This window comes from Bacillus cereus group sp. MG16 (assembly GCF_040459875.1).
In the GTDB taxonomy this organism is placed as follows: domain Bacteria; phylum Bacillota; class Bacilli; order Bacillales; family Bacillaceae_G; genus Bacillus_A; species Bacillus_A paranthracis.
In genome coordinates this window covers 3,705,575-3,717,647 of sequence record NZ_JARVHE010000001.1, presented here as the reverse complement: position 1 = coordinate 3,717,647, position 12,073 = coordinate 3,705,575, and the positions used below count along the sequence as shown (strand labels likewise).

Genomic DNA, 12,073 nt, shown 5'->3' with positions numbered 1-12,073 from the left:
AAAGTAATTTACTTTCTGAATTTTCCCTAGAGGAAAGGTTATAATTGGATTATAGCAGTTGAGGGGGAATAGAAATGAAAAAAGAAAGTATATTAAGGTCATTTTTAAAATGTGTAAATTCATGTTCAAATAGTGAATTTGAGTTTAACCAACTTATTGAAGTAGTATTTAATATTGAACAAAAAATAAAAAAATAGCGATGAGTAACACTGCATCACTATTTTGAAGTACTTTTTAACTTTTCTAGACTTTCCATCATTGTTAGCATGTTTTGTAAGACAATTTCTTGATGTTCCTCAGGTAGTTGTTCTAAACGGTTTTTTATGCTCAAGTACTTTTGGTTCATATCCGCATCTAATTCACGAGAGTCCGATCGTCCTAAGAGATAATCAACAGGTACACCAAGAAAATCAGCTGCACGTTCAACAGTTTCTCTAGATGCAGGTTTAAATCCAGTTTCAAACTTAGAAACGCTACCTGCAGTAACACCGATAGCTTGTCCAAGTTCATGTTGCGTTAAATTTCGTTCTCTTCTTAATTGACGTAACCGATCTTTAAATTCCACAATAATCACCTCATAAGTGGTTTGTTAGGATTATTATAATATTTCCTAAAGGGAAAATCAATCCGAGCTATTTCTAAGAATAATATAAAATATGATTAAAAATATATCTTGAATTTTCCCTAAGGGAATGTTAAGGTGATTTACAAAGATATAGAAAGGAGTTACCACATGAAAGTGATTAAAGACGAGACAAAATTAAAAGCAGCATTCAAAAAATCCGGGTATAAGTATCAAGAGTTAGCTGACGAATTAGAAATATCCTGCAGCTACTGTTACAAGCTAATTAACAATCATAATTACAAAAAGAAAATATCGTATAACCTAGCATCCAGAATGGCGCATGTATTAAATGCAAGTGTAGTTGATTTGTTTGAAGAGCAAGTCGATTTTTTTTAATATCAATATTCCCTGAGGGAACATAGGGGTGAGAGGGCCATGTCAGAAATTAATTATAAAGGATTTATCATCAAGGAAACTTATGGCGAAAGAAATATCGAAGAAGTGTTTAAAGAAGCATACGAATTATTTTATGGGATTGAAGTTAAGGTTGTTAAAAAGGAATTAGGGACTAAACGAAACAGTGCAGCCAGCTAATGTTTAAACTTCATTGAGAACATTCAATGAAGTCGCTTATAAAATGGACAAGCCTGAAAGGTGGTGTTTTTGTGAAAAATGGCAAAAAGTTGACCAAGCGCGAAAAAATGCATCTTAAATCATACAGCTTAAATCCTGATAATTGGTTGGTTTTCAAGAAAACGGATGGAGAAATGCATTTAGTCCATCGCTATACAAATACAAAACGAACAATTCCAAGTTTATAAGTTTAGGAGGGAATAAGATGGATCAATTAACTGTGATAAATGAAGAGTTAACATTATCAAGTTTAGAAGTTGCTGAAATGATTGGAAAACGACATTCGGATTTATTAAGGGATATTAGAACCTATATAACACATTTAACTGCAGGAGCGGAAGAAAGAGGAGTGAGCAAAATTGCATCGTCCGATTTCTTTGTAGAATCCACTTATAAAAATGCGCAAAACAAATTACAACCATGCTATCGAATAACTAAAAAAGGTTGTGAATTAATAGCTCATAAAATGACGGGGCAAAAAGGTGTTTTATTCTCCGCATCATACATAGAAAGATTTCATCAAATGGAGAAACAAATTATAAAGCAACCAGAAGTTCCGACAGATCCGTTTGGTCAAATTCAACTTATTGCTACTGGAACAATCGAATTAAATAGTCGTGTTACATCATTAGAAAATTTGGTGCAAGAACAATGGACAATTGATTATGGGCAGCAACGAGTAATACAAAAAGAAAAGTCAAAAAGGATTTATGGTCTTTGGGAAAACGGAAGCATTAATAAAGAAATTCATGATTCAACAAGTAAACTGTTTAGACTACTCGGCAAGAATCTTAAAGATGCTTTTAATGTAAATAGTTATCGAGACATTTTGAAGAAGGACTATGAGGAAGCATTAAGTTTTATTAGAGGATGGAGACCAATGGTTTAAGTGTATTTGTTTAGGGAATGTAATTTCGAAAATAAAAAAAGGTTGGTGAGCATAATGAGAAATTTGCAGGTAATTGATGGGATTAAAAAAGCAGAACCAGATTATGTAGATATATATCATAGAATGTTAGAAAAAAATGTACGTAAGCTAAAGCAACAGAAAAAAGGTCAGGAAATATGGGGTGAAGATTTATATAAAAAAATAATTTTTACTGGTGTGAGATTTATTCGCTATACCGAAAGCGATTCCCTAGACTATGACTATTTATCAAATAAGTTCCTGCTAATTGGTTACTTGCAAGAATTAATGAAAAAGTTAACTCCAAAAGAATTTATAAATATTTTTCCAGTTACCAAAGACTATGACGGGAATAAATACGAAACGAAAGATTACTTTTTTACTATGAATTTTGCTAAAGAAATTGGGATGGATACGCCTATAGGGGAGAACATTTTAGAGTTTCTCTATGATTATACAAATTGGGATATAACATGTTTTACGGTGAGTTCAATCAATATCATGAGTAGGCTCAGACAAATTGAGGGAAAGAAGTCCTTGGCAGAAGAGTTCTTTGATGATGCTGGTATGGATATCTATACTATGCATACTAACCATCAAGGTAAACAAAAGATAACTAATAATCGTACCGGTAAAACTCAAGAAGTTCAGAAACCTAGACCAAGATATTTAAAGCCAGTTCAATGATTAATATTACGAGTGTTTATAGACAAAAAAGTAACTTGCGCCAACAAGTTACAAAATAAAAATATACTTATTAGAAATATAACATACATGTTTGATGTATGGAAAGGGTGTTATTATGGCTCTTTTTAGAAAAGTACACACAGAATTTTGGACGGATGTAAAAGTATCAGAAGATATGACGCCAGAAGATAAATTGTTCATGGTGTACCTTTTAACTAATCCTCATACAACTCAATTGGGAGTGTATGAAATCACACCTAAGATGATAGCTTTTGAAATCGGACTATCAATAGAGTCTGCTAGAGCACTACTGGAACGTTTTGAAAACCATCATAAATTAATTAAATATAACAAACTGACAAGAGAAATTGCTATAAAAAATTGGGGCAAATACAACCTGAATAGGGGTGGAAAACCAATTGAAGATTGTCTTAAAAGAGAAATTGATAAAGTGAAAGATTTATCTCTAATAAAATTCATTTTAGAGCATACAGATCATGCAGCTTTAAAAAGAAAAATCAATCTTTATGCGGGTTTTGACGATACGTCCCACGATACGTTAGCGATACGTGACCAAGAAGAAGAAAAAGAACAAAAAGAAGAACAAGAAGAAAAAGAAAAAGAACAAGAATCAGAAGAAGAAAAAACAAAAATAAAATCCAAAGCGTCTTTAAAATCAGACGCAAAGTCCAATCCAATACCGTATAAAGATATATTGGATTACTTGAATGAAAAAGCAAATAAAAATTTCAATCCTAAAGCAGAAGGACATAGAAAATTGATTCGCGCTAGATGGAATGAGGGGTATAAGCTAGAGGACTTTAAAAAAGTCATTGATAACAAAACCTCACAATGGCTTGGTAAGAAAAGCTTTGATGGAAAACCACTAGATCAATTTTTAAGACCAAGCACGTTATTTTCACAAAAACATTTTGATAACTACCTAAATGAAACGGTCAACATGTCCAATCAACAACATGGGGATCAGATTGTAATACCGGGATTTAGGGGGGAAATGCCGTTTTAGAAAGGAGTACTAAATGTGAAGAGGATACAAGATTCTTTTGAAAAACTCACTAATTTAAAATTTGCAGATGAACACTGCGATAAGCACACCTTTAATAAACAGGGGAAAGAAGTAGTTAAATTAGTTAGGAAAATGATTGATGATGCAGGAACGGTATATTGTCCCCGCTGCATGGTTGAAGAGCAAAATTCGGTTTTATTTCAACAAGCAAATAATCATTATAAAAAGATTAATAGAGAACGGAAGAAAAATGTACTTTTTCAACACAGCATCATAGAAAATCAATCCATTACAGAATCAAGATTGTCTACATACAAGACGGATTGTCAAGAAACGAAAGAAAACAAAGAAAAAGCTATGAAAATTCTTGAACGCATAAAAAATGGTGAGTTTTTAAATGTATACATTGCAGGGATTCAAGGAGTAGGAAAAAGCCATTTAGCGTATGCGATGCTGTATGAATTGGTTAAACACTATTGGGTAATATCAGACGGTGAAAAATTAAATCACGAACATGCTTTTAAAAAAATGAAAAGCTGTTTATTTGTAGAGATCGAAAAGCTAATTCGATTAATACAGCACTCATTTAGAAATGTAGAGTCAAAATACACAATGGATTATTGTATCAGTTTAATGGTAGATGTGGATTTCCTTGTTATCGATGATTTAGGGGCTGAAAGTGGTTCGATGAATAGAAACGGAGAAGCAAGCGATTTTGTTCATAAAATACTTTATGGTGTTACGAATGGACGACAAGGAGCAAATAAAACAACAATTACAACTTCAAATTTATCAAGCGCTCAATTATTTCAAAAATACGATCCAAAACTAGCAAGTAGATTGTTAAACGGTGTATCAAAAGATGAAACGATTGTTTTTAAAACAACCACTGACAAACGAATTGTAAATTTAGATATTGGATTCTAATAAAGGGGTGCAGAGAAATGAAAGAAGTAAAGGGTCAAAACAATGAATTGTTGGAAAAGTTCGACGTATTGTTAAGGCAATTACTAATTAAATATAAAACAGATGAAAGGGTAAAAAACTTTGTGGATGAGTTGATTGAAATATTAAGTGATAATAAGCTGCACTCTGACATTGATTTTAAAACAGCATTAAATAAGTTAAAAGAAAAACACTTTCCTAACTTTGAAAAAGGAGAGAGCAAAAATGACTAAAGAAAAGGGACAAGCTAAGGAAGTAGTTAATGTTCGTGAAATGTCAGATGATGAGTTTATAGAGAAATATGGAAGGCTTGTGCATCATTGTGTATGGAAAAGATGTGCGAAAAAAAAGACCAGTATAGAGCGTGATACCGGTTTAGATATTGAGGATTTAACACAATTCGGAATGATCGGTTTGATAAAGGCGCGAGAAAATTTTGACCTTGAATTTGGATGTGCGTTTTCAACGTATGCTGTTCCGAAAATTATGGGGGAAATAGGAAGAGCAATTCGGGATAACCAAAAAATAAAAGTTCAAAGAACTGTATATGGCGTAAAAGGAAAGATTTTAAATCAACAGTTAGCAGATAAAGAACCAGAAGAAATAGCAGACATTTTGGATGAGTCAGTAGCTTTAGTAAAGACGGCTTTGGAGTATCAACCAAGCACAGATTCACTCAATAAGGTTGTATATGCATCTGGAGCTAATGAAGAACTGACACTAGAAAGAATGATAGAAGATACTAAAACGGAAGGCATTGAAGAAACAACCATTAATCGAGCTGTAATAAGAGAATTTAAAGCTGCCTTGCCTCCTAAAGAATATATCGTTTTAGATATGCGTTTACAAAATATGACGCAACAAAACATTGCAAATCAAATGGGATACAGTCAGGTACAAATTAGCCGTATATTAACAAAGATTAATCAAAGGGCTGCTCAATTCGGTAAAGAAGGAGGGCTTCAAGATTGAGTGTTACAAAAGGTATTTGTATTGCTGTAGATCACTCAGATTTGCTAAAGGAGAAAGTAGAGTACTTTTTATTTCCGGCTAAACCAAATCATTATTATGTAAGCAGATTTAATCGTAAAGGGGCGCATTTTGGTTGTTATCCAGCTGAAAGATTTCAAATTACGGAAAAGGAAGTATGGACACCAGAACCACAACCGAATCTGCCGGAGTTAAATACAAGCTTATTCTATAGAGCACAGTTGATTTGGCGGAAAAAGGGGTATAAAGATAAACCACTTAAAGATAAACCACTTAAAGATTACATCGTACAGCCGATGGGGAAACATTGCCGCTTTTGGCATGATCGGGAGCGCAAGAAATTTTGTGGTTGTTTTCCGCTACATTGGTTTACTGATTTTGTACCAGTTCAAAATCATCATATAGAAGAAAAAACTAAAGAAGAGGTTAAGTTATTACAACGGCCAGATGGACAACTTGCATTTTTTTAACGAAAGAAAGTGAAGTTTTTTTGCCTAGTCATCGATTAAAAAAGGAGTGTTCTTAATGGATATTAAAAAGTTATTTGCAATGCAGAACGTTTTGGATAAAAGAGTTTTAGAGTCAAAAAATCTTTCTAGAGAAGAAGTATTTGAATTTAGGATACTAGCGTTTTTAGATGAATTAGGCGAATGCATGAAGGAATGGAGAGTATTTAAGTTTTGGAGCAATGATTGTAAACCAAGAACTAGCATACCTACAGGGAAAATCAAAGTATTAGATGATGGTTGTAAAGTAGAAGTCTATAAAAATCCACTTTTAGAAGAATACGTTGATGGGTTACACTTTGCAATTGGACTCTGCATAGATTTGAAAACAGAAATCAACTTCCCTGCTTCTATGCGTTGCAAGACAGTTACAGAGCAATTTTTCGAATTGTATCATCTAGCAATACGATTAAAAGAAGAACCGACAGCATTTAGGGCGGATGTCCTTTTAGCACATTATCTTGGTTTAGGGGAATTGTTGGGCTTTTCTTTAGAAGAAATTGAATATGAATACATTGAGAAAAACAAGATTAACCATGCACGTCAAAGTAATGGATACTAATACAATTTGAATTTTATTAAGAAAGGTGAAGATAAAGATGGCCATTGAATGGAGCGAACAGGAACGTTTAGAAGTTGAAGCGGAACAAGAAATGATTGCACAAGCAGAACGTGAAAACTGGATGGAAGCAAACAATATGTATTAATGTTCGGTATTTGACTTAGGTTAGCAGCTGATGGATCCATTAAACCTTCGTTTTTAACCAAAGCGTTATTTGACACAACAAAGTGGTCAGCTTAACTAGCTAACCACTTGTTGAACAAAAGAAACTAGGCCCTACAAGTACAGAAATGTAACTTGAAGTTATAACTATAGTATAAACGGAACTGGGGATGTTATGCGGGGAGAAGTAGCCTGAATTTTATTTTGTAACAAAAGAAAATAAAAAGAGCGCTCGCTTACGATACTCCAAAGATAGGCGTGTTATATGTAAAAAAAGACACTGTTTAACAGTATCAATTGGCACTAAGAGTTTGACGGGAGTGCCCTAAGCACTTGGAACTATAGGGCTCTAAACAATTTATGAAATGAATTTTAAGAAAATGCTATTCCACGTAAAAAGGGCACTTTCGTAAGTGCCCTTTAGAGGAGTGAACAAACGATAGAGTTTTAATGAGTGTTCATTAATGAATTCCGAATTTTTCCAACGGGTTATGGATAAGTAGGCTCTCAAATTAAATATATGTGTTAACTAATAAAAGGTGTATGTACACAGAAAAGCAGCTAGCAAAAACTAACTGCTTCCTTGTCCAACAAAAACATCACCACAATGTTTTGTAACTAAGAAGTTACAGATATAGTATGAACAAAATTGAAAACGTTATGTAGAAAAAGTCTAATAAAAATTTTATTTTGTAGATCAAAATAATTAGAAAAGAGCACCTTTTAAGATGCTCAATGGCTAATTCTGAAATGATCATGATTATTCTATGTATGTTTCTAATACATGTGCAGTTTAAAAAATCTTTTTTGCACAACGAAGCAGCTAATTAATAAAACTAACTGCTTGTTGTACAAAAGAAACGCTGCGCTTACAGAAATAATTTGCAACATTAAGTTACAAAAATAGTATGAACAGGGTTAAAAATGTTATTCAGAAATAAAAGAAAACAAAATAAAAAAGAGCAGCTATTTATTGTAATAACTGCTCTATTCGATACAACCTGGGTAAGAAGCAGATTGTATTGTGACTAGTATTAACAGAATATTGAATTTCATTCAATTCTTTAATAAAATCCTTATTTGAGAGGGGAACGAAATCGTGAAATATGATAAACAAGAATGTCCGAAATGCAGCAAGTTAGTTAAAACTTTATATAGACCATCAATGAGTCATAAAGGTCCGAATCTTTGCTACTGGTGTAATCGAAAACGTGTTAAAGAAGAAAAAGAAATGAACGTACAAAACTAAACAAAATCGTTATTTGAAAGTAAATAAAAAAAGAGCACTAATAAGTATGCTCTTTGAAAGATAGACTTCTATGCCTGAAGGATCTCCATACAATAATATATGCTTGTCCGGTTTAAATGTGAAAGCAAATTTAAGTAAAAGAGCACATATATAGATGTGCCCTTTAAATAAGTGTCAGCTTACAAGGCCTAATTTGTAAGCTGAATACATGTGCGCTCAAATTAGTGTATGTATTTTCTCATAAAGAGTGAAGAAGAATGTTTAACAAAAACGCTATTTGGTATCTCATTTGTCTATTTAAAAAGAGCACCGTGAAAAGTGCTCTTAGAGAGGTAGGGTCAATCTTCTATTGGCCATTGTTCATAGTTAATATATGAACGTTTGCCTAAAAAGTGACAACTCACAAAAGAACAGTTAGAAAAACCAACTGTTCCATTGCAACTTGTAAAAAAGAATGTGGGAGTTTCAATAAAGAAACTATCTGTAGTTTATACAAGTAAAACAGAATTATACAACATGAAAAGGAGCACTACATAAGTGAGTGCTCATCGATAAGGAGGTAACTTTTTAGGTAAACACCCTTAGGTAAAAAATATGCTGGGGAAGTGGAAAATAAAACAAAAATTTCATTTTATAGTAACGCAAAAGGAGTACATATTCGATATGTACTCTTGAAAAAAAGGAATGTGATGAAACATAACACTGTAATATATGCTTGCCTTATTTAAAAGTGCAAGGAATGTAACAAAATGGTTATTGTAAAGTTAAAACTTCATTGAATAACAAATAAAAAGAGCACTGCGAAAAGTGCCCTTGGAGAGATAGTTCAATGTCCTATGAGTTGTCATTCAATATTAATATATGAGCACCTAATTAAAAGTTTACAATATTACCCCAAAAAGAATAACTGTTCCATTGAATCTTCTTAAGACAGAATGTGAGAATCTCAAAATGAAACTATCTGTAGTTTATACAAGTGTAAAAGAATTATACAGCATGAGAAAAGAGCACCATACATAAGTGCTCTTTAAGATAGGAGGTAACACTCTGAGCTGGAAGGTTAGATTAAAAGTATATGATGTAAAAAAGAAATAAGACCAAAATTTTATTATTGGTTCAATATAAAAAAGCAGTTAGCAAAAGCTAACTGCACAGTGAATAAGAAGAACACAATGGTCATTCGTATTCAACCTTGGTGTATCTATATTGTTAACATATTTTAGGGATCTATTCAATAAAAGAGCAGCTAGCAAAAGCTAACTGCTCAATTCAAAGATGACAATCTAGATGCAAGTATAGTATTAACGAAATATTGAGTTTTATTCAGGGGAGGAAGAGAGAAATGGGAAAGAACGAAAGATATTGGATTTTAGTGTTTCACAGATATCATTGCGAATACCGATATGAAGCGGATAGTAAAGATGAAGCTCTAAGGTATGGATGTCTTAGGGAAGATGAAGGTGAAGGTTAACTTGTAATAAAAACGCTAATTGAGTAGAAAGGGAGTAGGGAGTATGAAAACATTCAATGTAACTTTTACAGAATTAAAAATATACGAGGCGGTCGTTGAAGCAGAGTCGATGGAAAAAGTTATCGATGCAGTTAAACGTATAAAGAGAACTGAGGATGATTTGGTAGATAAAGGGATCATCGTAAATGAAGTTAGGGAGATAAATATTAATGAAGAACAAAAGTTCGAATAAAAAACTTCTCAGATTATTCATTTTGAGACGATAACAACTTTCCGAATATCATAAGACCTTATTAGTGAAAAAACTCTTATTCGAGCGTACAAGCCTGTTATACACGTTGTGTGGAAAATGGAATGAATTTATTAAGGAAGGAAGTATAAAAATGAGGACTTGGAAGAAAAAACATGTTAAAAGAGCGTTTTTGAATCGTCAAAAGGAAGTTGATAAAGAACGGACTGCTGCAGCTTGGAGAAATATTTTTGTGAAATCAGGAATCATAAAATAAAAAAGGAAAAGCAACTCGTTGGGGACAAGTCACTTTTCCAGATGGCAATGTAAATCCATTATAGCAAAACAAATGTACAAGTTGTAGGAAGAAACAACGAGACATTTTGACACCTATCGACAATTGGAAATACGGTTGTTGATCTGGAAATATGAAAGTAGGTGAATCATCATTTGTTTAACTGGCTGAGAGATTACCAAAAGTTAGAAGAAGACATAGCCTATCTGGAATACAACTTAGATAAGACAAAAGCTGAATTAAGACGCTGGGTCAGTGGTGATTTGAGAGAAGTACGTTTAACGGCAGAATCTGAAGGTGCAAAAGTTGAAAACCGTATTGAAGCGATTGAATACGAATTAGCACATAAGATGAACGATATGTATAAATTAGAAAAGTTAATTAGTAAGTTTAGAGGATTAGAAAATCAGATACTCAAATTGAAATATGTGGATGGTATGACGTTAGAAGAAATAGCAGAGGTAGTAAATTATAGTTCTAGTCATATCAAAAAGAAACATGCTGAACTCGTTAGGTTAATTAAATTTGTGGAACGAGAAGGTATCATTTAGGTTCACTCCTAAAATGAATCGAAACGGTTGAAAAAGTGATTTATATTGATAGCATACAATTTTAGCAGAAGGGCAACTGGTGCACGGTTGCTCTTTTTAGTTTTGGAGGTTATTAGGTGATGAATGTACAAGAGTTGTCGAGACGATTAGAAAATTTAGAACATAAAGTGCTTGTGGTAGACGCGAAGACAGATGTGCTAGGCCGAAATGTCATACAAAAAGGCGATAAAATAAAAGTGGTGTATCCGCATTTAGGGATACAAGGCGAGTACTTAGTGAAGAAAATAGATAATGGTGTGTTGGAATTGGTAGCAAAAGAAACAATGAAAAAGATTCAGGAGTGATTAGAATTGAAGAAACTATCTAAACAAGAACTAGCTGCTGTAATGACATATTGTATTTCAACGCTTGGTGAGCAGATTGTTAATGAGCATATTAATCCCCAGAAGTTGGCGCAAGCAAGTGCACTCCATAACGATCTCTTTGATAATACAACTCCTAAAGAACGTAGGGAAGCGACAATCAGTTTACTAGGAAAAGCGATTGATGAGTTTTTAGAGAGTAAGGAGTGAGAATAAATGCAAGTCTATTGTTCCAACTGTAATAAAGATTATGAAATGCAACCACAAATAAAGCATCTTCCTAATCGTATTGAGAAGTGTTTCTTTATTTGTCCTCATTGTAATCATGAACATGTGGCTGCGTATGTGAATGATAAGATTCGTAAGTATCAAACAGATATAGCAAAGTGTCATGAGCGGATTAATAAAAAGAATCTTGCTATCGAAGATGAAATGAAACGATTAAGGAAGAGGTTTGAAAGAACAAAGTGAGAGTTGGAGCAAGAAGGTAAGGGTGAGGAGAGATGAGATGAGGAAGCCGCTTAGACCATGCTGCGAATTTCATTGTTATAATCTCACGCGCGAAAGATATTGTGAGGAACATAGATACAAAGAAAAGGAAACGCAGCAGGATAAGAATAGATACTATGACCGATTCAAACGAGATAAGGAGAGCACGGCTTTCTATAAATCAAAGGCATGGGAAAGGTTAAGAGAGCAGGCACTGATGAGAGACCAAGGGTTGTGTCTACATTGTAAGAACAATAGGAAGATTAAAGTTGCAGATATGGTTGACCATATCATTCCAATCAAGGTTGATCCAAGTTTAAAACTTAAATTAGAAAATTTACAATCACTCTGTAATCCATGTCACAACAGAAAAACAGCAGAAGACAAAAAGAAATACGGATAGGGGCGGGTCAAAAAACATTCAGGGCGGTCTTCCCGTACCG

General features: G+C 33.4%; 21 protein-coding genes. 20 read left to right on the top strand and 1 reads right to left on the bottom strand.

Going from position 1 to position 12,073, the window contains the following annotated elements; genetic code table 11:
* Positions 1-74: 74 nt before the first annotated feature.
* Positions 75-197: a hypothetical protein gene (locus QCI73_RS19240; protein ID WP_332299101.1), complete on the top strand. Its 123-nt coding sequence runs from the start codon at positions 75-77 to the stop codon at positions 195-197.
* A 20-nt stretch (positions 198-217) separates the two neighbouring features.
* On the opposite strand, the gene QCI73_RS19235 is transcribed toward QCI73_RS19240, so the two are convergent.
* Positions 218-565 (bottom strand): helix-turn-helix domain-containing protein, encoded by a 348-nt coding sequence (locus QCI73_RS19235; RefSeq protein ID WP_240519769.1) that lies wholly within the window; start codon positions 563-565, stop codon positions 218-220.
* 168 nt (positions 566-733) lie between these two features.
* Here QCI73_RS19235 and QCI73_RS19230 point away from each other — a divergent pair, with 168 nt between their 5' ends.
* The 19 genes from QCI73_RS19230 to QCI73_RS19140 all read left to right on the top strand — a co-directional run bounded on the left by QCI73_RS19230 (position 734) and on the right by QCI73_RS19140 (position 12,033).
* Positions 734-961, top strand: a complete 228-nt coding sequence (locus tag QCI73_RS19230; protein WP_001983125.1) for a helix-turn-helix domain-containing protein — start codon at positions 734-736, stop codon at positions 959-961.
* A 39-nt stretch (positions 962-1,000) separates the two neighbouring features.
* Entirely contained in the window at positions 1,001-1,159 is a 159-nt protein-coding gene (locus QCI73_RS19225) for a hypothetical protein (RefSeq protein WP_353823574.1), read from the top strand.
* Between the two features lie 71 nt (positions 1,160-1,230).
* Positions 1,231-1,386, top strand: a complete 156-nt coding sequence (locus QCI73_RS19220; protein ID WP_353823573.1) for a DUF6906 family protein — start codon at positions 1,231-1,233, stop codon at positions 1,384-1,386.
* A 17-nt stretch (positions 1,387-1,403) separates the two neighbouring features.
* Positions 1,404-2,087, top strand: coding sequence for a Rha family transcriptional regulator (locus tag QCI73_RS19215; RefSeq protein ID WP_353823572.1), 684 nt, complete (start codon positions 1,404-1,406; stop codon positions 2,085-2,087).
* A 54-nt stretch (positions 2,088-2,141) separates the two neighbouring features.
* Positions 2,142-2,792 carry a hypothetical protein gene (locus QCI73_RS19210; protein WP_353823571.1) on the top strand — a complete coding sequence of 217 codons (651 nt, stop codon included), beginning with the start codon at positions 2,142-2,144 and terminating at the stop codon, positions 2,790-2,792.
* Positions 2,793-2,907: 115 nt separating this feature from the next.
* The gene (locus tag QCI73_RS19205; protein ID WP_353823570.1) at positions 2,908-3,819 is read left to right on the top strand and encodes a conserved phage C-terminal domain-containing protein; all 912 of its coding nucleotides are present in this window, start codon (positions 2,908-2,910) and stop codon (positions 3,817-3,819) included.
* 15 nt (positions 3,820-3,834) lie between these two features.
* Positions 3,835-4,746 (top strand): P-loop NTPase family protein, encoded by a 912-nt coding sequence (locus QCI73_RS19200; RefSeq protein WP_353823569.1) that lies wholly within the window; start codon positions 3,835-3,837, stop codon positions 4,744-4,746.
* A 17-nt stretch (positions 4,747-4,763) separates the two neighbouring features.
* Positions 4,764-4,997, top strand: a complete 234-nt coding sequence (locus QCI73_RS19195; protein WP_353823568.1) for a hypothetical protein — start codon at positions 4,764-4,766, stop codon at positions 4,995-4,997.
* Entirely contained in the window at positions 4,990-5,736 is a 747-nt protein-coding gene (locus QCI73_RS19190; RefSeq protein WP_353823567.1) for a sigma-70 family RNA polymerase sigma factor, read from the top strand. The genes QCI73_RS19195 and QCI73_RS19190 overlap by 8 nt, the downstream gene beginning before the upstream one ends.
* Positions 5,733-6,224 (top strand): hypothetical protein, encoded by a 492-nt coding sequence (locus tag QCI73_RS19185; protein ID WP_353823566.1) that lies wholly within the window; start codon positions 5,733-5,735, stop codon positions 6,222-6,224. Before QCI73_RS19190 ends, QCI73_RS19185 begins: the two co-directional genes overlap by 4 nt.
* Positions 6,225-6,279: 55 nt before the next feature.
* Complete coding sequence (locus QCI73_RS19180; protein ID WP_353823565.1) at positions 6,280-6,822, top strand: dUTP diphosphatase; 543 nt, start codon at positions 6,280-6,282, stop codon at positions 6,820-6,822.
* A 1,261-nt stretch (positions 6,823-8,083) separates the two neighbouring features.
* Complete coding sequence (locus QCI73_RS19175; protein WP_353823564.1) at positions 8,084-8,233, top strand: hypothetical protein; 150 nt, start codon at positions 8,084-8,086, stop codon at positions 8,231-8,233.
* Between the two features lie 1,514 nt (positions 8,234-9,747).
* Positions 9,748-9,936 carry a hypothetical protein gene (locus tag QCI73_RS19170; protein WP_353823563.1) on the top strand — a complete coding sequence of 63 codons (189 nt, stop codon included), beginning with the start codon at positions 9,748-9,750 and terminating at the stop codon, positions 9,934-9,936.
* A gap of 151 nt (positions 9,937-10,087) precedes the next feature.
* Positions 10,088-10,210 (top strand): DUF3983 domain-containing protein, encoded by a 123-nt coding sequence (locus QCI73_RS19165; RefSeq protein ID WP_144402435.1) that lies wholly within the window; start codon positions 10,088-10,090, stop codon positions 10,208-10,210.
* A 173-nt stretch (positions 10,211-10,383) separates the two neighbouring features.
* The gene (locus QCI73_RS19160; RefSeq protein ID WP_322371958.1) at positions 10,384-10,779 is read left to right on the top strand and encodes a sigma factor-like helix-turn-helix DNA-binding protein; all 396 of its coding nucleotides are present in this window, start codon (positions 10,384-10,386) and stop codon (positions 10,777-10,779) included.
* 119 nt (positions 10,780-10,898) lie between these two features.
* Positions 10,899-11,123, top strand: a complete 225-nt coding sequence (locus tag QCI73_RS19155) for a hypothetical protein (RefSeq protein ID WP_353824124.1) — start codon at positions 10,899-10,901, stop codon at positions 11,121-11,123.
* A gap of 6 nt (positions 11,124-11,129) precedes the next feature.
* Positions 11,130-11,351, top strand: a complete 222-nt coding sequence (locus QCI73_RS19150; RefSeq protein WP_199694889.1) for a hypothetical protein — start codon at positions 11,130-11,132, stop codon at positions 11,349-11,351.
* A gap of 6 nt (positions 11,352-11,357) precedes the next feature.
* A complete protein-coding gene (locus QCI73_RS19145; RefSeq protein ID WP_353823562.1) occupies positions 11,358-11,612 on the top strand; it encodes a hypothetical protein in 255 nt (84 codons plus the stop codon).
* A 37-nt stretch (positions 11,613-11,649) separates the two neighbouring features.
* On the top strand, positions 11,650-12,033 hold the full coding sequence (locus QCI73_RS19140) for an HNH endonuclease (protein ID WP_353824123.1): 384 nt from the start codon (positions 11,650-11,652) through the stop codon (positions 12,031-12,033).
* The last annotated feature ends 40 nt before the right edge of the window (positions 12,034-12,073 follow it).

Coding starts and splice junctions, on each gene's coding strand:
- QCI73_RS19240 (WP_332299101.1), top strand. CDS start 75: ATGAAAAAAGAAAGTATATTAAGGTCATTTTTAAAATGTGTAAATTCA.
- QCI73_RS19230 (WP_001983125.1), top strand. CDS start 734: ATGAAAGTGATTAAAGACGAGACAAAATTAAAAGCAGCATTCAAAAAA.
- QCI73_RS19225 (WP_353823574.1), top strand. CDS start 1,001: ATGTCAGAAATTAATTATAAAGGATTTATCATCAAGGAAACTTATGGC.
- QCI73_RS19215 (WP_353823572.1), top strand. CDS start 1,404: ATGGATCAATTAACTGTGATAAATGAAGAGTTAACATTATCAAGTTTA.
- QCI73_RS19210 (WP_353823571.1), top strand. CDS start 2,142: ATGAGAAATTTGCAGGTAATTGATGGGATTAAAAAAGCAGAACCAGAT.
- QCI73_RS19205 (WP_353823570.1), top strand. CDS start 2,908: ATGGCTCTTTTTAGAAAAGTACACACAGAATTTTGGACGGATGTAAAA.
- QCI73_RS19195 (WP_353823568.1), top strand. CDS start 4,764: ATGAAAGAAGTAAAGGGTCAAAACAATGAATTGTTGGAAAAGTTCGAC.
- QCI73_RS19190 (WP_353823567.1), top strand. CDS start 4,990: ATGACTAAAGAAAAGGGACAAGCTAAGGAAGTAGTTAATGTTCGTGAA.
- QCI73_RS19180 (WP_353823565.1), top strand. CDS start 6,280: ATGGATATTAAAAAGTTATTTGCAATGCAGAACGTTTTGGATAAAAGA.
- QCI73_RS19170 (WP_353823563.1), top strand. CDS start 9,748: ATGAAAACATTCAATGTAACTTTTACAGAATTAAAAATATACGAGGCG.
- QCI73_RS19165 (WP_144402435.1), top strand. CDS start 10,088: ATGAGGACTTGGAAGAAAAAACATGTTAAAAGAGCGTTTTTGAATCGT.
- QCI73_RS19155 (WP_353824124.1), top strand. CDS start 10,899: ATGAATGTACAAGAGTTGTCGAGACGATTAGAAAATTTAGAACATAAA.
- QCI73_RS19145 (WP_353823562.1), top strand. CDS start 11,358: ATGCAAGTCTATTGTTCCAACTGTAATAAAGATTATGAAATGCAACCA.
- QCI73_RS19140 (WP_353824123.1), top strand. CDS start 11,650: ATGAGGAAGCCGCTTAGACCATGCTGCGAATTTCATTGTTATAATCTC.